This is a genomic window from candidate division WOR-3 bacterium (genome assembly GCA_039801365.1).
Taxonomy (GTDB): Bacteria; Hydrothermota; Tepidihabitantia; order Tepidihabitantales; family Tepidihabitantaceae; genus JBDRUN01.
On sequence record JBDRUN010000002.1, the window covers coordinates 15,606 to 34,832 of the forward strand.

At 60.4% G+C, this 19,227-nt stretch carries 21 protein-coding genes and 1 riboswitch; of the genes, 11 read left to right on the top strand and 10 right to left on the bottom strand.

Annotation, left to right across the window (positions count from 1 at the left end; genetic code table 11):
* Nucleotides 1–54: 54 nt before the first annotated feature.
* The 6 genes from ABIL25_00625 to ABIL25_00650 all read right to left on the bottom strand — a co-directional run bounded on the left by ABIL25_00625 (nucleotide 55) and on the right by ABIL25_00650 (nucleotide 8,942).
* Nucleotides 55–4,005 (bottom strand): C25 family cysteine peptidase, encoded by a 3,951-nt coding sequence (locus ABIL25_00625; GenBank protein MEO0080784.1) that lies wholly within the window; start codon nucleotides 4,003–4,005, stop codon nucleotides 55–57.
* A gap of 167 nt (nucleotides 4,006–4,172) precedes the next feature.
* Entirely contained in the window at nucleotides 4,173–5,621 is a 1,449-nt protein-coding gene (locus tag ABIL25_00630) for a FlgD immunoglobulin-like domain containing protein (GenBank protein MEO0080785.1), read from the bottom strand.
* Nucleotides 5,622–5,717: 96 nt separating this feature from the next.
* Nucleotides 5,718–6,788, bottom strand: coding sequence for a hypothetical protein (locus tag ABIL25_00635; GenBank protein ID MEO0080786.1), 1,071 nt, complete (start codon nucleotides 6,786–6,788; stop codon nucleotides 5,718–5,720).
* Nucleotides 6,760–7,038, bottom strand: a complete 279-nt coding sequence (locus ABIL25_00640; protein MEO0080787.1) for a hypothetical protein — start codon at nucleotides 7,036–7,038, stop codon at nucleotides 6,760–6,762. Before ABIL25_00640 ends, ABIL25_00635 begins: the two co-directional genes overlap by 29 nt.
* Before the next feature lie 147 nt (nucleotides 7,039–7,185).
* Nucleotides 7,186–8,349, bottom strand: coding sequence for a chromate efflux transporter (chrA, locus tag ABIL25_00645; protein MEO0080788.1), 1,164 nt, complete (start codon nucleotides 8,347–8,349; stop codon nucleotides 7,186–7,188).
* 71 nt (nucleotides 8,350–8,420) lie between these two features.
* Nucleotides 8,421–8,942 carry an ORF6N domain-containing protein gene (locus tag ABIL25_00650; GenBank protein ID MEO0080789.1) on the bottom strand — a complete coding sequence of 174 codons (522 nt, stop codon included), beginning with the start codon at nucleotides 8,940–8,942 and terminating at the stop codon, nucleotides 8,421–8,423.
* Between the two features lie 116 nt (nucleotides 8,943–9,058).
* On the opposite strand from ABIL25_00650, the gene ABIL25_00655 reads away from it, so the two are divergent.
* The 10 genes from ABIL25_00655 (at nucleotide 9,059) to arsB (ending at nucleotide 15,083) form a co-directional block, all read left to right on the top strand.
* On the top strand, nucleotides 9,059–9,400 hold the full coding sequence (locus tag ABIL25_00655) for a metalloregulator ArsR/SmtB family transcription factor (GenBank protein MEO0080790.1): 342 nt from the start codon (nucleotides 9,059–9,061) through the stop codon (nucleotides 9,398–9,400).
* 17 nt (nucleotides 9,401–9,417) lie between these two features.
* Entirely contained in the window at nucleotides 9,418–10,263 is an 846-nt protein-coding gene (locus tag ABIL25_00660) for an arsenite methyltransferase (protein ID MEO0080791.1), read from the top strand.
* Complete coding sequence (locus tag ABIL25_00665; protein MEO0080792.1) at nucleotides 10,263–10,964, top strand: cytochrome c biogenesis CcdA family protein; 702 nt, start codon at nucleotides 10,263–10,265, stop codon at nucleotides 10,962–10,964. Before ABIL25_00660 ends, ABIL25_00665 begins: the two co-directional genes overlap by 1 nt.
* Nucleotides 10,965–10,980: 16 nt before the next feature.
* Entirely contained in the window at nucleotides 10,981–11,514 is a 534-nt protein-coding gene (locus ABIL25_00670; GenBank protein ID MEO0080793.1) for a thioredoxin family protein, read from the top strand.
* Nucleotides 11,515–11,517: 3 nt separating this feature from the next.
* Complete coding sequence (locus ABIL25_00675; GenBank protein ID MEO0080794.1) at nucleotides 11,518–12,690, top strand: permease; 1,173 nt, start codon at nucleotides 11,518–11,520, stop codon at nucleotides 12,688–12,690.
* Nucleotides 12,691–12,705: 15 nt separating this feature from the next.
* On the top strand, nucleotides 12,706–12,945 hold the full coding sequence (locus ABIL25_00680) for a thioredoxin family protein (GenBank protein ID MEO0080795.1): 240 nt from the start codon (nucleotides 12,706–12,708) through the stop codon (nucleotides 12,943–12,945).
* Between the two features lie 5 nt (nucleotides 12,946–12,950).
* Nucleotides 12,951–13,349 carry a putative zinc-binding protein gene (locus ABIL25_00685; GenBank protein ID MEO0080796.1) on the top strand — a complete coding sequence of 133 codons (399 nt, stop codon included), beginning with the start codon at nucleotides 12,951–12,953 and terminating at the stop codon, nucleotides 13,347–13,349.
* Nucleotides 13,346–13,597 (top strand): (2Fe-2S)-binding protein, encoded by a 252-nt coding sequence (locus ABIL25_00690; protein MEO0080797.1) that lies wholly within the window; start codon nucleotides 13,346–13,348, stop codon nucleotides 13,595–13,597. Before ABIL25_00685 ends, ABIL25_00690 begins: the two co-directional genes overlap by 4 nt.
* A gap of 70 nt (nucleotides 13,598–13,667) precedes the next feature.
* Nucleotides 13,668–13,811, top strand: a complete 144-nt coding sequence (locus ABIL25_00695) for a hypothetical protein (protein ID MEO0080798.1) — start codon at nucleotides 13,668–13,670, stop codon at nucleotides 13,809–13,811.
* 48 nt (nucleotides 13,812–13,859) lie between these two features.
* Nucleotides 13,860–15,083 (top strand): ACR3 family arsenite efflux transporter, encoded by a 1,224-nt coding sequence (gene arsB / locus ABIL25_00700; GenBank protein ID MEO0080799.1) that lies wholly within the window; start codon nucleotides 13,860–13,862, stop codon nucleotides 15,081–15,083.
* On the opposite strand, the gene ABIL25_00705 is transcribed toward arsB, so the two are convergent.
* From ABIL25_00705 to ABIL25_00720, 4 genes are read right to left on the bottom strand one after another with little or no spacing between them, the layout of a single operon-like run.
* Nucleotides 15,080–15,640, bottom strand: coding sequence for a zinc ribbon domain-containing protein (locus tag ABIL25_00705; GenBank protein ID MEO0080800.1), 561 nt, complete (start codon nucleotides 15,638–15,640; stop codon nucleotides 15,080–15,082). The two genes, arsB and ABIL25_00705, sit on opposite strands and share 4 nt — an antisense overlap.
* Before the next feature lies 1 nt (nucleotide 15,641).
* A complete protein-coding gene (locus tag ABIL25_00710; protein ID MEO0080801.1) occupies nucleotides 15,642–16,340 on the bottom strand; it encodes a DUF6062 family protein in 699 nt (232 codons plus the stop codon).
* Nucleotides 16,337–16,546, bottom strand: a complete 210-nt coding sequence (locus ABIL25_00715; GenBank protein ID MEO0080802.1) for a hypothetical protein — start codon at nucleotides 16,544–16,546, stop codon at nucleotides 16,337–16,339. Before ABIL25_00715 ends, ABIL25_00710 begins: the two co-directional genes overlap by 4 nt.
* Nucleotides 16,547–16,556: 10 nt before the next feature.
* Nucleotides 16,557–17,807: a cation:proton antiporter gene (locus tag ABIL25_00720; protein ID MEO0080803.1), complete on the bottom strand. Its 1,251-nt coding sequence runs from the start codon at nucleotides 17,805–17,807 to the stop codon at nucleotides 16,557–16,559.
* Nucleotides 17,808–17,859: 52 nt separating this feature from the next.
* A riboswitch (Fluoride riboswitch) is annotated at nucleotides 17,860–17,921 on the bottom strand.
* Between the two features lie 713 nt (nucleotides 17,922–18,634).
* On the opposite strand from ABIL25_00720, the gene ABIL25_00725 reads away from it, so the two are divergent.
* Nucleotides 18,635–19,132, top strand: coding sequence for a hypothetical protein (locus tag ABIL25_00725; GenBank protein ID MEO0080804.1), 498 nt, complete (start codon nucleotides 18,635–18,637; stop codon nucleotides 19,130–19,132).
* Nucleotides 19,133–19,227 lie beyond the last annotated feature (95 nt).

Consider the following 19,227-nt stretch of genomic DNA (forward strand, 5'->3'; position numbering starts at 1 on the left):
TGCCCTGAGACCGAGACTAGCGTAGTCGGTCTTGATTCCAGTCGGGGGGGGCTGTTAGTACTGGACTAGGAGTCTGTCGCGCCTGGCCGCGCGGGTCTGGACCACTCCGGGCTCGCTGACTCGAGCATCAATCTTGTACAGGTAAACCCCGTTGGCCAGGGTCCGTCCTTCCTCATCCCTTCCGTCCCACTCGACCTGGTTGTAGCCGTACGAGCAAGGCTGCTCGAGCAGGCACCGGACCAGACGGCCTGAAATCGTGTACACCTTAATGCTTACGGACGCGGCGCGGGACAGCTCGAACGTGAAGGTGGCCGGACCAGATACTGGATTTGGATAGACAAGCACGTTCTCGATGCGCAGTTCGTCCGACATCTCGGCTCGGACGTACGCGGTCGCAACAAGCCGATTGCGCAGGTTGTCCGACGCGACGACCGTGAGCGAATCCAGTTCCTTGCTGATTTCCACCGGGTAGGAGAACCGGCCGGTTGTGGTTGAGTTCTGGTCGTAGCCGAACACGGGCAGAAGGTCAATACGGCCTGATGTGCGGGCGCCAATGTAGAGCGAGAGGCTGTAGTCCGGCACCGCGGCAAGGAGAATACCGGACGGGTCTGAGATGATGCCTTCAAGCGTGAATCTTCTCGGTACGTCTGTTGTATCGCGCACTGCCAAGGGCCGGCGGTCAGCAAAGAGCATAAGTTCGGGTGCAGCGCGGTCCGTGACCGTGACCGTGTCGCCGAGCGCGAGGGTCTTTTTTCTTGCCGAGTACCCGGTCTGGTTGTCCCAAGCGAGCAAGCTGACCGAGGCAGTGTTCGGTTGGCGGATATACTTGCCATTGGGAACGATGAGAGTGTCCGGGTAGTCAAGCCTCGGCACCAGAAAAGAGCATTCCACCTGTCCCGAGTCGAACGTGCCGAGCGCCTCCTGTAGTCGGTAGCCGGGAAGCACATAGCTGACGGCGCCGGCCTCAGAGCTGTAGGTTCGATACCAGTCAAGCTCACGTACCGAGATGCCATACCGTCCTTTTTGCACCGGTACAGAGTCGCTTACGGTGTTGGTGCCGCCCGGATACAGGGTGTCGGGTGTGACAATCGGCGGTATGCCCGGTTTTGGCAACCTCAGCATCATGCCCGGGTCCCCGAACATGTGGTATATCGTGTAGGTCAGCCAGGCGGGAAAGAAACTGGCACCGACTGGCAGGCTGTCGTTCTCCGCAAGTCGGCCAAACAGCGTGCGGGCAAACAGTTCGTTCGAGCCCGGGGTCGTTGCCTTGGAAGCACCGTACGTGGCAATGCAACCCGATTCCTTTCTGACCAGTTCCTCAGCAATCGCTTCGTAGCGAGTGTCTTCGAATCGACCGACACCGCACGAACCAAAGAACGCTAGTGGGTTACGACCGCCATTCGTGACTTGAGGCACGCCGTCAATCGAGAGTGTCCGCTCATGGCAGAGCTGAAATCCGGCGCCGTGCCCGAAGAAACACCAGAACAAGGCGCCCTGGTTCAACTGATTCAAGAGATCGGTCCGCGCACCGGCCTTGTCGTTCACGCCGGTGTAGGGATACTCGGTCAGATAGATTTTCACCGGGTCCAAGAGATTGCGGGTGAAAAGCACAATGTTTTCGCATCCGACGATATGTGAGAACCCAATCGGGTCGCGCTTGCCCGGCTGGCCCAGCCACTCATCGTCCGCTAGCAGCACGAAGCGTTTTGCCCAGAACCCGAGCGGTTGTGTCTCGTAGGTTTTGACCTTATCTAGGAACCTGCGCAATTCGACTGCGCTGCGACAGGTGATGCGGGCCAGAACCATGTCCGGCGCACCGCCCTGTCCCTGGAAATCGGCATACCAGGCGTCGTATGCCTTTGCGGTCATGCCATACACTTCAGGATCAATGTCATAGCCCATCTCGTAGGCCGGAACCGAGGGCATGTGCCCGAGCCCGAGCCGGTTCCGGTAATCATAAGTCGCATCGCCGGCCAAAAGCCCATACACCGGCTGCTTGTCCGCCAAGAAACGCTGGATTGCCGCCGGTTCCTCCATGCCGAAAGTGTAGTCGTCGTAGATGTCGGAAAGCCGGACCGCCCGGACCCGAGCTGATGGAATGCCGCGGACGTTACCTTCGCGATACCGGGCAAACATCCTGGCCGCGGCATGAAACTCGTCCGGACAGATGATATAATAGTCAGCCTGCTCGGCTTGGTCGAGCAGGCTACCGGGTCTGCGCGGTTCGAGTGTAAGCACCGGCCGAAGGTTGGCGACCAGGGCGCAACAGAACTCGCCCATGCCCCGGACTTCGACCTTTGCTTTGCGTGTGCTGCCTGACACCTCGGTGTCCACGATCCGCTTGGGCGCGCGCCAGTCGGTTACGTCCAGCAGCAGGACCTCGCCGGCCCCGCCCTCGACCGCAAACTCAACCGGGCCGGAGTCGGCAAAGAAGAACCGCAAGAACGGCCGGGCCGATGACAGTTTGAGTTCCTGGGTGTAACGCACCTGGAGGAAATCAAGGTAATCAACCATCTCTGGATCGCCATAGATCTCAATGGTCAGGGTGTCCGGCTGGCCGACCGGCCGCCGGGTCTCGGGTGGGATGCTGTCGAGCACAAAGTCGGCTGGCGGCGGACACGAGTGACTAGGCCGCATCCAAAGAGATTCTAGCAGCACGCCGTTCAAGTACAGTCGACAGAAGTGTTTGGATACGGTATCGCCCTCGGCCCTGGCCGCGTACATCCGGCCGGATATTTCTTCGATACTGGTGCGGCCGGGTAGTGGGATTTCGACTCGGTTCGCAACGCTGTCAACCCCGGCCTGCTTAAAGTACTTCTGCCAGAGCCACAAGAGTCCCGACCGCGCCGGACAGAGCAAGTCCTCCTCAACTCGAACATGAGCCGGTGCGGTCGTCGTCGGTCTTGTGGCACCGGCACCGGAGACACTTGCCATCCTTCGGCCCGGTTCGCCGCCCCAAGTCAGCCAAAAATACCGGTAATCGGTAAACAGATTCTCCTGCCACTGATTGTGGACCGAGTCCCAGCCGGACGTTTTCTCGGCATAAAAGGCGAGAAAGTCCGCCTTGTCGAATCGGCCGTCTTCCTCACCCTTCACATACACCGGAACTTCGACCATCGTGTCCGGATAGGATTCGTTGATTCTGTAGGGTCCCAGAGTGTACAGCTTGAACGTTGTCGGGTTGATGACAGTGGCGCTGAAGCCGGCTTTCTCAATGTCGGCCGGTGTTATCCGGTACACGCCGGTGGTCTCGGTCTTCACTTTGCACCATATCTCAGACCGTGCATAAAATCCGGCGCGTGATATGGCCGAATTGCCCGAAGACTCTTTTCGTATGCTAGGTCCGCTCGGCTTCCAGTTTTTCGCCATCACACCGTTGACGAGGGCGGTTTCCAGTATGGGGTCGAACCGGTCCGTGCTGGGTACGTCGATTCCCGGTCGGGTGAATAAAATCGAAACCTTCAGCCTTCGCGCGGCGCGGACTGTCTTCTTCTCAGAGTCATACTGCACCGGGTTCAGCCGGACAAAAGCCACCCGTACGCCACGCACGATGTCAATTTTCTCCACTTCAGCCCAATCGCGCCTCTGGCTCTTGGCCCTCGGCTTTTGGCTTCCCTCCGTGAAGCCCGGTGCCGGTCTGACCGTCACGCCCTCGAACGTCTCCACGTCCGACGCCTCGGCGCTCAACCTGATTTCACCCTGCTGCGGGATTCCGACAAGCGCGATTCTTCCCGGCAGGTCAGGTTCGCCCGGCTGGGCTAACTGGTACAGCCCAGGCGCCGACGCCACGACACCTTCAGTAGTCACAGCCAGATTGAAGGTGTCAAGGGCGAGCTCCAACACAAGTCCGCGCTCGCCCGAGGAGAGAACGCTCAGTACGTCCCGGGTCGGCTCCGGCGCGAGGTTCAGCGCACCCGGCGTCGCGGCCACGTCCCCGGCCGCAAGTGTTATGGCAGTTGCAGAGAAAAAAAGAACCGGCAAGGCCCCTCGGAAGCAACGATTCATACATGAAATCATAAACCAGCCGCGCTCAGTGTCAATCCTGACGACAGCAAAGCCACTACTGCCGCGCAAGGTCGGTGCTGCGGTAACTCAGACTGAGAAGACAAACCGCGTAGAAGGAGACGGCTTCTCGCAGACAGGCCGGTACTTTTCGGAAGACAGTCTGGTGCTCACCTGACAAGAACGAGCCTTGCCTCAGTTGAGGCTTGTCTCCGGTTGGCTGCTCTCACGAGATAGACTCCGGTCGGGACCGGTCTGCCAGCCCCATCAGTGCAGTCCCAGACCGCCATCCTGATGCCGTTCGACTGACAGGTCGCGGTGAGAGTCCGGACCAGCCGTCCAGCCGCGTCGTGAACCTCCAGACTGAATGACTCAGTCTCGCGGCCAAGCACAACGATGTTTGCTTTGCCGACGCACGGATTCGGGCTCACCTGAATGCCCCGCGTGGCCGGGGCGCTGCCGGGTTCCTCGGCCAGGCCGACCTCCACCATGCCCAGCGAGTCGGTCTTGACCAGGTACACGTACCAGTAGTCAACGTCACCGGTCAGCACGTAACCGCGGTCTGCGGTCTGCTCCACCCAGAAGGCGGAGACGGTCCCTAGGGTGAACGGGGGCCTGAAACTCCTGGTCCAGAGCGTATCGCCGAGCGAGTCGGTCCTGATAAGGCATGCCGCACGGCGAGGACCGCCAGGACCGGCGATGACATACCCCTTGTCCCACGTTTGCCGGACGCAGTGGGCCCAGATGCCGTTCCCGCCGCATACGCGGAGCCATTGTATTTCGCCCAGGTAATCGGTCTTCATCAGCATCGGGCCGCCATCCTGCTGCGCCGTGTCTTGGGTCGAACCGGTGATGATGTACCCGCCGTCGTCGGTCTGCCTGATGCTCATACCGTCGGCAAACTGGTAGCGGTTCCACCGGTTCCGCACCTTGGTCCACAGGGTCTCGCCCAGCGAATCGGTCTTGACCAGATACATGTAGAGAGTGTCCGTCGTGTCGCGCAAGAGTCCGCTGACGATGTACCCGCCGTCGCTGGTCTGAACGACCGACTTTCCCACGCTGGCCTCTTCGCCGGGCACGGGGTAAGTTCTGAACCAGCTCAGCTCGCCGCGCGAGTCCACCTTCTCCAAGCCTAGATGAGTTCCGCAGGCGTCCTCGAATATCCCGGTGACGATGACTCCGCCGTCAGCAGTCGATGCAGCCGCGCCGGTGCTGACCGAAGCAGAAATGAAGAACTTGTTTCTCCACAACTCCTTGCCCGTTGAATCCACCTTTGCCGCAACCACGACATGACCGTTGTCGTTGTCAAACGTGTCACCGACGATGATGCAGCCCCCATCGGCCATCAGGCATTCGTAGCCCATTCGCCAGTCTTGGTACAGGGCTTTCCACAGCGTATCACCCAGCGAGTCGGTGCGCAAGAGAATCATGTTGTACGTGCAGTGCAGGCTATCGCCGGTTTGAACATGCCCGCCGACAATGTACCCGCCATCCGCGGTCTGCTCCACTGTGTACCCGCAGGCATTTCCCGGCACGCGCCAGCACCATGTCCGCTCAAACGTCACGACCGCCCCGGACCACGCGGGGAACACCAGAATTGCAAGAGGCAGCCTTGACAAAAGAATCCGGACCGCGGACGCCGCCGGATGGCTGGCTCGGTTCCTTCCGGCGCATGTCGCCGAGGAATTGCAGGTCAAGTGCCGGGCAGGCACGGTTTACCTCGCAACCACTATCTTGCCCGCGGCGCGGGCCGCGGCTGCTTCTATCGCGTAGAAGTACACGCCCGGAGCAACGCCATCGTGGTTCCAGACCAATTCGGTCGCGCCCGATGTTGCCGTGCTCCTGACAGAAGCTCTCACGCGGCCAGTCGCGTCGCGTACGCTCAGCGTGACCGGGCCGGAGAATGGTGCTCCAATCCGGAACCGGTGCGTGCTAGGACCGGCAGACACAAAGACCGATACTTGGGGCCCACCTGTGCCGCTCTGTCCTCCGTCGCCTTGCTCCTCAGCGCCGCTGAGCGAGAACCGCTTGAAAATCTGGCCACTGCTGTGGCCGATTTCGGCGTACACGAACGAGCCGTCATGGCACAGCGCCGCGCCCTTGTACTGGTAGCTCCACCAAGTCCTTTCGGCGTCACTGGTGAAGTATCGGATGCCGCCGCCTCGCGCATCATAGACCCACCACTGCCTCCCGCCGCTTCCTCGGAAGCACCAAACTGAGTCGCCGCCCGGCTTGGTTGTCATTGCGCCGCCGTCGCTGATGTCATAAGCCACGCTCGCCGCCACTTCCGAGCGGTCCAAGACCGGGTCGTACTTGTAGAGAATATACGTGTTGTCCCCGCGCTGCGCAAAGACCAGCCCCTTCGAGTAGCCCATGCCAGTCATCGGGCACCATGCCAACGCACCACCGCCCTTGACCGGGTTGCCCATAACGGCGGAGGACAGCTCCTTCCATGCGCTTGGCTGAGGCGCACGGGTCGGGACCACCGGGAAACGGTAGCGGAAGAACCTTGAACTGCCACCGCCGACCAGCGCGTAGATATAGGCGTAGCTCAAGCCCGACTCCATGTGATAGCCTCCGAAACAGAGTGCGCCGCCGTCATACACCGGAGCCGGTATGTCCTCAAGCCGCTGCCATGAGTTATACCCGGGACGGTAGATGTAGAACTCCTGCGTACGATTCCCCTTGAGCGCGAAGAGCCAGCCGTTTTCAGGGTAGGCGTAAGGGTCTGCCACGTACGCCATCGCCCCGCCCCAGTCAACCCTGGTCGTGGGGGTCTGCGGCATTGACTCCAGTGCCGGTCGCCGTCGTGATGTTGTAGCGGTGCAGTTGGCCGTGATATGGTGGTCTGGGCGCTGCATTCCGGCCGTGCAACAGCCACACATACGGAGTCCCGTTGCACCTGCCGAACGCCATTGCCGTTCCTTCGTACAGCGGGTACCCCGGGATATTCTCAAGGTCATACCATTGACCCGCCAGAAGGACCATCGGGCACAACACGAGCCCAATGATGCTCCACTGCTTCAGACTGCTCATACTTTTGAGGGGGCATCTGCCCCCCCTTTTTTTTGTGCCTGCCCGGCACTCGACCCTGTGTGCTGCGTCCCCACAGCACATCTTTCCTGAATCATGATAAGCCAGACCAGCGGCCTGTCAATACACCGGAAGGCACGAAGCCGAGACTCAAGGCAGCAGGAGTCCGACCAGCGCGCCGCCGAGGACCAGCCAGATAGGTTCGAGCCGGAACCGCAGGAGCAGAACAAGGCTCAAGAGCGCGACGAGCGCTGTCGCCGGGCCAGTCAGGGCAGTGCGGCCGATGAATACCGTGGCCGAAAGGAGCATGCCGGTGACCGCGGGCAGGACTCCGGACAGAAAACCGGCCACGAGCGGATGGTCCTTGACCCGGCGGTAGACGTGAATCAGGCCCCACAGCATGAAGAAAGACGGCAGGAATACCGCAAGCGTTGCGACCACGGCACCGACCAGGCCTGAAACTTTGTATCCGATGAAGGTCGCGGTAATCGCGACCGGACCGGGCGTCATCTGACCTAAGGCCACGCCGTCAATAAACTCGCGCGCGGTCAGCCAGTGCCGCGTGTTCACCACCTCGTGCTGGAGGAATGGGATGAGTGCGAACCCGCCGCCGAAAATCAGCGCACCAACCTTGAGAAAAAGGCCGGCGAGTTCGAGCATCCGCTTCCATCCGGTCGCAGGGATTGCTGTCGCAAGTATCAGCCAGGGTGCAAGTGCCATGGTCCGGCGCGCAAGGACCCGACCCAACGCGCCGGACAGGATGATGCCCAAGATGCCTGAGGCGAGCACGACGATAACCACGTCCACCTTGAGCAGGAGCGCAGCAAACGCGAGTGCGGCGATGATTCCAGTGCGCCAGTTCCTCACATGCGCGCGGCCGATGTGCCACGTGGCCCAGACAAGGATGCCGGCAACGACCGGCTGCACGCCAGCGAACAGCCGTGAGACTAAGGGCACGGACCCAAAGCGGAAGTAGAGGAAGCTGAGCACGCACATCAAGACAAAGCACGGCGCGAGTATGCTTGTGACCGCGACAATCATCCCACGTATGCCGTGCAGTTCATACCCGACGTACTCGGCGTAGTTAGAAATGAATGGGCCGGGTAGCATCTGGCCCATCGCTACCGCGACGCCGAGCTGCCGGTCGTCAATCCAGTGCCTGCGCAGCACTACTTCTTGACGAAGAAGCGCCAGCATACCGACCCCGCCGCCGAACCCGATGGTCCCGACCTTGGCAAATGCGAGTGCGAGCCGCCAGAGCGAAACCCGACCAGCCGGCGCGGGCGCAGGTTTGTTGCCGGGCACTGCTGCCACGCGCCAATTCTAACGGAAATCAGAGTGTCCGCAAAAGGCTTGAACCGCTGATGAACTCCTGTGACGCCCGGCTAATGAGGTCTGACCCCGGTTGCCCCACGACCGGATGAGCGCATCAGGCTGCGCATCGCGTCGAACAGAGCAAGAATCTTCACGTCTTGCGAAGCAAGCCGTTTCTCCAGTTCGGTCAGTTTGAGTGCGATTTCCCGGTAGGAATGCGCCGCCTGTTGCAACCGCACAAACGCTCGCACCACGAACACACTGACTTCAACCGCGCGCTTGGAATTCAATACCGACGCCGCCATAACTGCGCCGTGCTCGGTGAACGCATACGGCCGGACTGGCGAGAACCGCAGCCGAGAAAGGTGGTCGCATTTTGCGACCACCTCGGCTTTCTCGTCTGCGGTGAGTTGGAACACGAAGTCGGCTGGAAACCGCTCGCGGTTGCGTCGCACCTGCTCGTTCAGGCGCCGGGTCGGGACACCGTAGAGGGCGGCAAGGTCGGCATCGAGCATAACGCGCCGGCCGCGCAGAAACAGAATCGCGCGGTCAATGCTACGCGACGGAACTAGGTAATTGTCAGGTTTCTTCATCCGGGGCCAGCATAGCGTTCTGTCTGCATGTGTCAACGTTCTTCCGTTAGAGAATCGGAAACGGCTTGCTTCACCAATCCTTGACATCGGTCTGAAACTTCTATATTTTTAGAAATATGGAAATAACAGACAGAGAACTTACCTCGGCCCTCTTTGCCGCACTGGGCAGTGAGTACCGACTGCGCATCATTGAACTGCTGGATACACAGGAACGCTGCGTATGCGAAATAGCGCCCCACTTCCCCACTTCGTTCTCAGTCGTGTCTCACCACTTGTCCGTACTGGAGCAGGCCGGGCTCATCGAGTCTCGACGAGACGGCCGTTGGATGCGCTACCGGGTTTCGAGTCCAGCAGTACTCAGGCTGGTAGCTGAGGCACGGCAACTGGCGAGACGAGCCAAGTCAAGACGACACTCTGCACGCCGGCCCAGGGCGTCGGAGCGCGCTGTCGCGCGCTGAACCGCAAGGGAGCGCAAGTGCCCGGCAGCCCCGAAGACATCCGGAAATCCGTGAGGGAAGGTTACGCAAGGGTCGCACGAAACGCCGGTTCGTGCTGTGGTCCAGGCGCAAGCTGTTGCGACGGCGCAGTAACAGCCGCAGAAGTCAGCCGGAGTATCGGCTACAGCCCCGAAGAAATATCGTCGGTCCCGGACGGAGCAAGTCTCGGGTTGGGGTGCGGCAATCCGACGGCACTCGTCTCACTCAGGCCCGGCGAGACGGTGCTCGACCTCGGGTCCGGCGCCGGATTCGACTGTTTCCTTGCCGCACAGAAAGTCGGCCCTGCCGGAAAGGTAATCGGCGTGGATATGACACCGGAGATGGTTGACAGGGCGCGGGCCAGTGCCAGGAAAGGCGGTTACGACAACGTCGAGTTCCGTCTTGGTGAAATCGAGCACTTGCCCGTCGGAGACAATTCGGTAGACGTTGTCATCTCCAACTGCGTCATCAACCTGTCACCTGACAAACAGCAGGTGTTTCGCGAGGCGCTCCGCGTTCTGCGGCCCGGCGGCCGCCTCATGGTTTCAGACATCGTGCTCGCCGCGCCGCTTCCAAAACCCTTGCTCGACTCGGTCGCCGCCTATGTCGGCTGCATATCGGGTGCAAGTCTGAAGACGGATTACCTGGCGATGATCGTCGAGGCCGGTTTCGCTGGGGTAACGGTTCTGTCTGAGGGCCGGTTCCCGGTGGAACTGCCGGCCAGCGACCCAACACTGCAGGCAATGGTGCGCGAGTCAGGAATGCCGCCGGACCAGTTGCGCCAGGCCGCAGCCGCACTTCGGAGCATCGCGGTCACCGGCACTAAGCCCCGACCAGAGGCATAATGCTCAATTCGATTCTCGCTGATGCGGAGCGGATAATCACCGGTCAACCGCTTCTTGCGGCACCGGTCGTATTCCTGGGTGGGCTCGTCACCGCTCTCAACCCATGCGTCCTGGCCTCAATACCGCTTGCCATCGGATTTGTCGGTGGGTATGCAACGGGCCGGAGCAAGGGCTATGCTCTCCTACTCGCTCTCTTTCTATTCATCGGCATCGCCGCATCATTCACCGCGCTGGGGATGATTGCCGGCCTGGCCGGCACGCTCTTCGGCACCACCTCGGAGTTCTGGCCCATACTCATCATCATCGTCTGCGTCGTGATGGGCGGACAGATTCTGTTCTTTCCCAACTTCGAAATCCCAATGCCGCGCGGCTTCACCCCAAAGGCCGGCGGCATCATCGGCGCGTTCCTCTTGGGCGCTCTGACCGGAGTCATCGCCACGCCCTGCGCGATGCCGATTCTTGCGGTCATTCTGTCCTACGTCGCGTCCAAGGGCAACGTCGTCTATGGCGGGCTTCTGCTCTTCACTTATGCGCTCGGACACTCGGTGCTGGTGCTCCTTGCCGGTAGTTCGATGGGCATTGCCGAGGCGATGGTGAACTCCAAGGGTCTGAAGAGAACTTCGGTCATTCTCAAGAAGGCCTCGGGCGTCCTGCTCCTGCTCGTGGCCGCTTATTTCGTCTATGAACTGTTCCAACGCTAGTCTCGGAGGTCAGTCAATGAAGCACGTTGCTCTCACCCTTTTTTCGGCTGGTTTGCTGCTTGCGCTGCTACCCGGATGTCCCAATACCCCCAAACCCACCAGTAAGGCGTCCGCGGCCGACACAACTCTTGCCGCGCAGAATGAGATCTGCGAGACACTTCCTGCAACTGACTCTACTACGGTCGCGGCCATGCCGGATACAAACCCGGCCAAGCCCGAGCCAAAGCCTGAGCCCAAGCCGGAACCAAGACCCGAGCCCCCGCCCGAACCCAAGGCCCTGCCTCGGCTGTGGGACTACGGCTCGGAGAAATGCATTCCCTGTCAGGAAATGACCCGGATTCTCACACCGATGATGCAGGAGTACGCGGGCAAGGTGGATGTCCGTATCATCAACGTATACGAGGAACAGACGCTGACACAGCAAGCCCGCATTCAGGTCATTCCGACCCAGATATTCTACGACCCGGACGGCAAGGAGCTGTTCCGTCACATCGGCGTATATCCCCGCGATTCTATCATCGCAAAGTTTCGGGAATTCGGCTGGGAGTGATGTGTGAAGGAACGCACCAAGTTTCTCATAATCCTCGCCGCGTTCCTGCTGTTGTATTTCCTGCCGGTCGAGCGTGCACGGGTACAGGGAGCCTTGCTCGAAGGTTTCTTGATGCTGCAGGACTATGCCCGGCTCCACGTGCTTCTCTGCCTGGTGCCAGCTTTTTTCATCGCTGGTGCAATCCAGAACTTCATCTCCAAGGAAGCGGTGCTCAAGTACTTCGGCCCGAAGTCAAACAAGGTGTTGGCGTACTCCGTCGCGTCGGTATCGGGCGCGATTCTCGCGGTCTGCTCCTGCACCGTGCTCCCGATGTTCATGGGCATCTACTACGCAGGCGCGGGTCTGGGCGTCGCCTCGACGTTCCTCTATTCCGGCCCGGCCATCAACGCCCTCGCCATTCTGATGACCGGCCGCGTGCTGGGCCTGGAGCTTGGGGCGGCACGCGCCGTCGGCGCAGTTGTCTTCTCGGTAGTCATCGGACTGGGTATGGCGCTCATCTTCTTCAAGTCGGAACGCCAGCGGGCCGAAGGCGCCGGTATCGCCGGACTCTCTTCGGAAGCGGCCCGGCGCAACCTCGGCCAGAACATCCTCTACTTCGCTGCGATGATTGCCTTCCTTGTCTTCGCCAACTGGGGCAAACCCAGGGAGCCAATCGGCTTCTTCAGTGCCGTCTATTCTGTGAAATGGTTCCTCGCCGGCGCATTCCTGCTTGCCACGCTCCTGATGGTCTGGCGCTGGTTCAACTCAGACGAACGCAAGGCGTGGGTTCAGTCAACCTGGACCTTTGCCAAGCAGATTCTGCCTCTATTGCTCGGTGGCGTCTTTGTTGCCGGGTTTCTCTTGGGCCGGCCCGGACTGAACGCGGGCGTGATTCCTGATTCCATCATCGCCGGGCTCGTCGGCGGCAATTCGCTCTGGAGCAACCTGTTTGCCTCGGTCTCCGGTGCGCTGATGTACTTCGCCACCCTGACTGAGATACCGATATTGCAGGGGCTGCTCGGCTCCGGAATGGGCAAAGGCCCGGCGCTCGCCTTGCTCCTCTCCGGCCCGGCGCTATCTCTGCCCTCAATGATAGTCATCACCCGCACCATCGGCTTCAAGAAGGCCCTTGCATACATCCTGCTTGTAGTCATACTATCAACCATCGTTGGCCTGCTCTATGGCCTGCTGTTCTAAGAAAGGAGTTTTCCGATGAAAGTTCAGGTACTCGGAATCGGTTGTGCCCGGTGTCAGGAACTCGAGAAGCGTGTGCGCGACACGCTCGCCGAGATGAACATCGCGGCGGACGTGGAACACGTCAAAGACCTCAAGCTGTTCGCCTCGATGGGCGTCTTCATGACGCCCGGACTGGTGATTGACGGCAAGGTCGTCTCGCAGGGCAAGGTTCCGTCCAAGGACGAACTGAAGAAGCTGCTCGCCGCGAGTAAGTAGCCATCATGTCCGATTGCTGCGTAACCAGCGAACAGACCCGCGCCTGCGGGTCAGAGGGCGTCCTGCTGCTGGCCTGCTCCGGCGGCTCGAACGTCGGACAGATTGCCAACGATGCGGCCAAGGCGCTCGACGGCTACGGCCAAGGCTCGATGTACTGCGCCATCGGCGTCGGCGCGCAACTAGAGAGTTTCGTCAAGAACGTCCGAGAGAAACCGTGCGTCGCGATTGACGGCTGTCCGGTAGCCTGCGTGCGCAAGTCATTGGAGAACGTCGGGGTGAGACCGGCGGTGCATGTGGTCGTCACCGAACTGGGCATCAAGAAGCACGGCCAGTTCGACCACACCAACGACGACATGGCCAAGGTCGTCGGCGCAGTCGTGGACGCCCTGGCGCAGAAGCCATGAACGCCCAACCTGACTCGCTTGTCTGCTACTGCGGCAAGGTTACTTGTGGCGGGATTCTGGCGGCTATCCGCGCCGGGGCTACGACGTTGAAGCAGATTCAGAGGAAAGCTGGCGTTGGCGACCGATGCAAGGAACTGAACCCAAAGGGCGTCTACTGTGTCCCGGACATGCTCGCTATCCTCAAAGAGGAAGCCGGCACAAAGGAGGCCGGCGGTTGCACGTGTCCACACTGCGGCCCGAAGCGGTAGCTGTGCCTGCACTGGCCTGTTCCGCTTGTTCCGATTTGGCTGAAGCCTGAAGACAGGCTAGAATATGACAATGAGAGTGAAACAACTGGTGTCCTTACTAATAATGCTGGCCTTCTTTCTGCTGGCTGCGTGCGGCGAGAAGAAACCCGCAACAAGCGGCAATCCGACCGACAGTACTCCGAAACCGGTGAACCCGTGCCCTACTGGTCGTTGAGGATACTAGTCCCGGCGCGTGTCGCCGGGTATTGAGAGAATCCCAGCAGTGTCGCCGGTAACCACGGCCTGTATCGAGAAGAAGCCCAAGGGTCTGAACGTCTTTGAGAAGTATCTGACCGTCTGGGTGCTTGCCTGCATCGGCGTGGGCATCGCGCTGGGCAAGCTCGCGCCCGGACTGGCCAGGACGCTGGACGGACTTGCCATCTACTCCGGCGGCGCGCCGGTAATCTCTATCCCCATCGCGGTCTGCCTGTTCTTTATGATGTACCCCATTATGGTGAAGATAGATTTCGCCGAGGTAGTGAAGACAGGCAGGAGCGCGAAGCCGGTCGGACTGACCCTGTTCGTGAACTGGGCCATCAAGCCTTTCGCGATGTACGCCATCGCCATTTTCTTCCTCGGCGTGCTCTTCCGCGGCCTTATCGGGCCGGATGCAACCGACTTGGTCAAGCTGCCCCTGGGTGTGAACCTCGAACCGGGCGTCGTCTACGGTATCGGCAAGGTCGTGCTAGCGAACGGCGTGAAGATGCTTGAGGTTCCGCTGTGGAGGAGCTACCTTGCTGGCTGCATCCTCTTAGGGATAGCGCCCTGCACCGCGATGGTTCTGGTCTGGGGCTATCTTGCCAGAGGAAACGACGGCCATACACTGGTGATGGTCGCCATCAATTCGCTGACGATGCTCCTGCTCTATGGTCCCCTAGGTGGATTTCTGCTCGGTGTCGGCAGACTGCCGGTTCCGTGGCAGGCGCTCGTGCTCTCCATAACTATCTACGTCGCCTTGCCGCTCGCGGCCGGGTATCTGAGCCGCAAGCTCATTATCCGCGCCAGGGGTGAAGCGTGGTTTCAGAACAGGTTCCTTCCCGTGCTGACACCAGTTACAATCATTGCCCTGCTCGTCACTCTCATCCTGCTTTTTTCCTTCAAAGGCGACGTGATTCTCGCCAATCCGCTGACGATTCTCTGGATTGCCATCCCGCTGTTTATCCAGACCAACCTTATCTTCTGGCTTGGCTACGGTCTGGCGAAGCTGCTCAAGTTGCGCTACGAAGACGCCGCGCCGTCGGCGATGATCGGCGCATCCAACCACTTCGAGGTCGCCATCGCTACCGCGACGATGCTGTTCGGCCTCTCCTCCGGTGCGGCGCTTGCCACGGTCGTCGGCGTGCTCATCGAAGTTCCGGTGATGCTCCTGCTCGTGCGCATCTGTCTGCGCACCCGCCACTGGTTTCCGGCCAAGGCCGGACCAGCTTCCGCGGTAGCACTCGGCTAGTCGCGGCCGCTTCGGTTCAGTTCGTCCAGCCGCGCCTGCACCCGGTCCAACCGCTCGTCGAGAAACCGCTCTACATCGCTGACCGCTTCTGAATCGGAAACAACCGCGAACGCCGCAGCCATTTTTCTGGTTTCCTCAAGTTGCACCTCGGCCCAGTCCAGTACTGCGACGGACGAACCGGTCCGTCGCATGTGCGCGACCTCGCGCAGCATCGCGCTTGCCCTGTGTTCGTACTGGTACTGCAGACGACGGTTTCCAGCGACTATGGCGGATTGGTCGGTGGTTCTTGGTCTCATTGAAGGTGCTGGCGGGCAGCCAGTCAACGCTTGGCTAACGAGTTCACTCCAGGACCTGCGTGTAATGACTGGCATTGCTACAATCGTCAGAGTCAGCAACCAGGTAACGGCCAACCCGACAAGCACAGTCCACCTGACTCGCACTCCAGAATGCGGAGCGTATTCGTCCGGCCGGGCGCCGCAGGCAAAACAGAACACCTGTCCGGCCGTCATCTTTTCTCCGCAGAACGGACAGCGGCCAGGTTTCCGGCGCTTGCTCAAGTTACGCCTTCTTCGGGGGCAGTCTGAAACGGCCGCGGCCGGCCTTGCCCGAGCCGTGCCGCGGCTGGATTCCAGGCAGGCCGCACAGCTTCGCTATCGCGCGGTCCCAGGCATCCCGTTCCTTGCCCGACTTCTGGTTGGAGCGCCAGTCCTGGCGTTGTTTTAGTTCCCCCAAGTCCTGAACCAGTTCAGTCACCTTGTTCTGTTCCGCCCTGAGCAAATCAGCGCGTAGCATTGCATCGTCTGTCTCCTCCAGAATGCACGCAAGGTGTGGCAGGCACAGTCCGGGCGACCCCCGGTAACGAACCTGCAGGGCGTCATCCCGGAAATGCGCGATAAACTCCTTCACACCCTGCCGCTCTGTTTCCGCTTCTTCTGCGCACAGCGCGCAGTCCTTTCCGGAAACGGGCTGTCGGCCTGCCTCCAGCAGGATGCGGACCGTTTTCATCAGGTCTTCGTAGATGATGGTCTGCCCCACTACGTCGCCGGCAGAGCGCACTAGCCAGGCGTGCCGGTTGCAGAAACCAAGAGACTCGCGCAGTTGGTCACGGGTGCCAGGGTCATTTACCCGTTCATAGAGCAGCGTGTCAATCCAGCGTGTAGTATGCCGGCTGACCAGATGGCAGATTGGACAGCCTTTAACCAGAGCGTCCAATATTTCCTGTAATGCTGCACTGGCCGGTTCGCTATGTGCTTTCATCGCGTGAGACGACCAACAAGCAGGCCGACGACCACACTCAGGCCAAGGAGCGCAACAAAAGCCACCATTCCGGCCCTCAGCGCTTCGCCGATAACCTGCCCTCGGCCGAGTTTGTGCCGTTGATACTCCATGTAGACAATGGCAAACGCTGCTCCACCGCCCAGGAGACTGAACACCCCGTTCACCGCGAGCAAAGTGGTCAGCATCGGACTTGTCCTACTGTGACTGCGAAGCTCCATTCTCCGGTTCCTCTTCCTCGGCGTCCGGGATGAGGCGGACGTCACCGCGCACGCCCTCGGGCTGGCCCATTGCGTCCACGTCCGGCAAGAGGTGCCGCGGTAGGAAGGCAAGCGTGGCGATGACCGTTGGCACCACCGCACTGGCGATAACCGCAGCGACCAGGAACGAATACTGCGCCTCGTTGACGATGCCGTGCGAGAATCCGTACAGGGCTGAGATTGTACCGAAAGTCAGCCCGGTTGACATCATCAGAGTATAATACCAGCGTTCAGTGCGTTCCTTCCGGTAGTGAGAAATCACCGGGAACAGTCCCAATGTTTTTGTCAGCACCTTGCCCCCGAGCAACGCGAGGAACACGAGCGGAGCGCTGATGAGCGCCGAAAGGGAAACAAGCGAACCGGCCCGGATGAAGTAAAACGGCGTGAGAAATCCTACCGTCAGGGTGCGCAGACGTCGAACAAAGTCGTGGTCCATCGCCGAAGACCCGGCCAGCACCATGCCGATGAGATAGGCGGGCAGTACCGCTTCGCTGTCCGACCAGAGCGCAAGCGCACCAAGGACAAACAGTACCAATACTACCCACTTGGTCCTCACCGCTGCGGTGCGGTAAGCATAGCGCCGGGCGATGCGGCGAGTAAGGAATGGCAGAACAGCCAGGCCCGCGGCCGTGGCCACGGCAAAGACCGCGGTCTTGTACGTGAAAGGTGCAAAGATGAAACCCAGCGCCAGCACCGTGCCCAGGTCGTTCACGAAACACGCGCCCAGTATCCCTTTGCCAAACTCGGTCTTGTTGAAGCCGGTCTCCAGCATTACTGCGTACACTACCGCCATGGAAGTGGTCGAAAGCGCTACTCCGGCGAGCAGACTTGCCTTCACACTCCAGTGAAGCAGAAAGTGCGCTAATACTGTACAGCCCAGAAATGGTGCGAAGAATCCGACCAGGCCGATTACCGTCACCTCGCCCAGTTTGCTCCGCAGCACTGAAGGTTCAAGCTCTGCTCCGGCCAGAAAGGTGAGCATCACCGCGCCGGTCGCGGCCAGAAACCGCAACCATTCGGCGTTAGAACCCAAAGAGCCCGGCCCGAAAAAGCGCGTTGCCAAGGAACCCGCGGCCACGCCAAGACATATCTCCACCAAGGCGATGGAAATCCGCAGATGATTGGCGATGATGGTGGCGAAAACCGCCAAGGCAAGCCAGACCGCGGCCAGAACAAACGTCTCCTGCAAAGAATCCTCCGGTTCACTGCTTATCGGACAAATCCGGGCAATAGAAATACCCGGCCTTGCAGGAGTCATCAGCCCGCAGGCGATTCTATGGGGGACTCCATCCCCGCGGATGTGATTATAGCGCGAAGGAACCGGCCTGCAAGCCTGCCAGAACCCGATAGAGATATGCTCCGGGAACTCGTGTTTGCGGTCGGCCATCCGCCTGTTAGAAGAACTACCCGCGCTGGTGGCGGCAGCATTGCGTAGGCTCGTCGTCTCTCATCTGCCGTCATGGTTGGCGAAACTCATGGCGACACAGGTGCGGCTGGCGCTGCCGACCATACTGCAATGCTGCTTGGCCGCACTTTTTTCGGCCTGACTGGCCGTGCATCTGGCCGGACAACAGCGGCCAGAAGTTGCGGCGCGCGTGGCCGCCCAACTGAGTGGGGGAGTCACTTCCCCCTCCACAGACAGGGCAAGGCCGTCAACCAGCCTTTGGAAGCTAACTCGCGGTAAGAGAAACCTTTGGCGCAGTTTGAGACAAGGGCGCAGGCTTCGCCCGGTATTCTCTGCCAAGTCAAGCGGTTGAATAATCGCAACGGGAAAACGGCAGGAATCCGGCAGGTTGGGCGTTCAAGAAGGTTGGTGATGGCACTGGCAAGACGACAGCTGGACGGCTGTGAGCGTTGGCGCGAGAGCCAAGAGAGCCGCTCTGGAAGTGGCTGCTGGCCGGGCAGGACATCCGCCGCTGACCTCTGATACTTGACTTCCAGCTTCTGGCTTCTGGCATCTGCCCTCGCCCGCTCCTCCTGTTGACTTCCACCCGCTTCTGACCTAGCATCCTGGCGATGATGGGCAAGACCCGCTGTCTGTTTCTGGCCACCTGCCTCGCACTGCTCTTCGCCGGCTGCGACGAGCTGTTCTACGCCGGGTTGAGCGAGACCGAATCCACCCCGGACAGGCCGGTGTTCCTCCTCGGCAAGGACGACAGCATCTATCATGGTATGGCCAAGGTGTACGGGTTCCGTCTCAGCGGCCGGCCCAGGAAACTGCCGCTCCGCCCGGACACCGCGAATCCCTGGGTTGAGTTCTGGTCGGCTCAAGCCGACTCCGGCCTGCGCTACATCGCGGTACACAAGATTGCCTATGGCGAACTTCCCGGACGCACGTTCCTCGTCTTCGGCCCTGATACTCTGCGTGCCGGGTTCATCTACAGCTTCAATCCCTGGTATCACGGCATCGGCACCGCCGCCTATTTCGAAATCACGCAGGACAGCTCGGGAGCCAGGGCGATCCACGCCCTGACTGAAGAGGAGTTCCTGGCAATAATCCACGATACGCTCTGATGCATCGCTGAAACGTCCTGGTGGTGCTGACCCTTCTTCTCTCCTGCCGTGGCAGAGGGCCGGGCACGGTTGACTGGCAGAGCGTGAACGACTAA

Excerpts from the sequence above, each read along its gene's own strand:
- ABIL25_00640 (MEO0080787.1), bottom strand. The coding sequence starts at position 7,038 with ATGAGCAGTCTGAAGCAGTGGAGCATCATTGGGCTCGTGTTGTGCCCG.
- ABIL25_00685 (MEO0080796.1), top strand. The coding sequence starts at position 12,951 with ATGTCCGATTGCTGCGTAACCAGCGAACAGACCCGCGCCTGCGGGTCA.
- ABIL25_00710 (MEO0080801.1), bottom strand. The coding sequence starts at position 16,340 with ATGAAAGCACATAGCGAACCGGCCAGTGCAGCATTACAGGAAATATTG.
- ABIL25_00695 (MEO0080798.1), top strand. The coding sequence starts at position 13,668 with ATGAGAGTGAAACAACTGGTGTCCTTACTAATAATGCTGGCCTTCTTT.
- ABIL25_00655 (MEO0080790.1), top strand. The coding sequence starts at position 9,059 with ATGGAAATAACAGACAGAGAACTTACCTCGGCCCTCTTTGCCGCACTG.
- ABIL25_00670 (MEO0080793.1), top strand. The coding sequence starts at position 10,981 with ATGAAGCACGTTGCTCTCACCCTTTTTTCGGCTGGTTTGCTGCTTGCG.
- ABIL25_00680 (MEO0080795.1), top strand. The coding sequence starts at position 12,706 with ATGAAAGTTCAGGTACTCGGAATCGGTTGTGCCCGGTGTCAGGAACTC.
- ABIL25_00715 (MEO0080802.1), bottom strand. The coding sequence starts at position 16,546 with ATGCTGACCACTTTGCTCGCGGTGAACGGGGTGTTCAGTCTCCTGGGC.
- ABIL25_00635 (MEO0080786.1), bottom strand. The coding sequence starts at position 6,788 with ATGCCGCAGACCCCCACGACCAGGGTTGACTGGGGCGGGGCGATGGCG.
- ABIL25_00690 (MEO0080797.1), top strand. The coding sequence starts at position 13,346 with ATGAACGCCCAACCTGACTCGCTTGTCTGCTACTGCGGCAAGGTTACT.
- ABIL25_00665 (MEO0080792.1), top strand. The coding sequence starts at position 10,263 with ATGCTCAATTCGATTCTCGCTGATGCGGAGCGGATAATCACCGGTCAA.
- ABIL25_00725 (MEO0080804.1), top strand. The coding sequence starts at position 18,635 with ATGATGGGCAAGACCCGCTGTCTGTTTCTGGCCACCTGCCTCGCACTG.
- ABIL25_00625 (MEO0080784.1), bottom strand. The coding sequence starts at position 4,005 with ATGAATCGTTGCTTCCGAGGGGCCTTGCCGGTTCTTTTTTTCTCTGCA.
- ABIL25_00650 (MEO0080789.1), bottom strand. The coding sequence starts at position 8,942 with ATGAAGAAACCTGACAATTACCTAGTTCCGTCGCGTAGCATTGACCGC.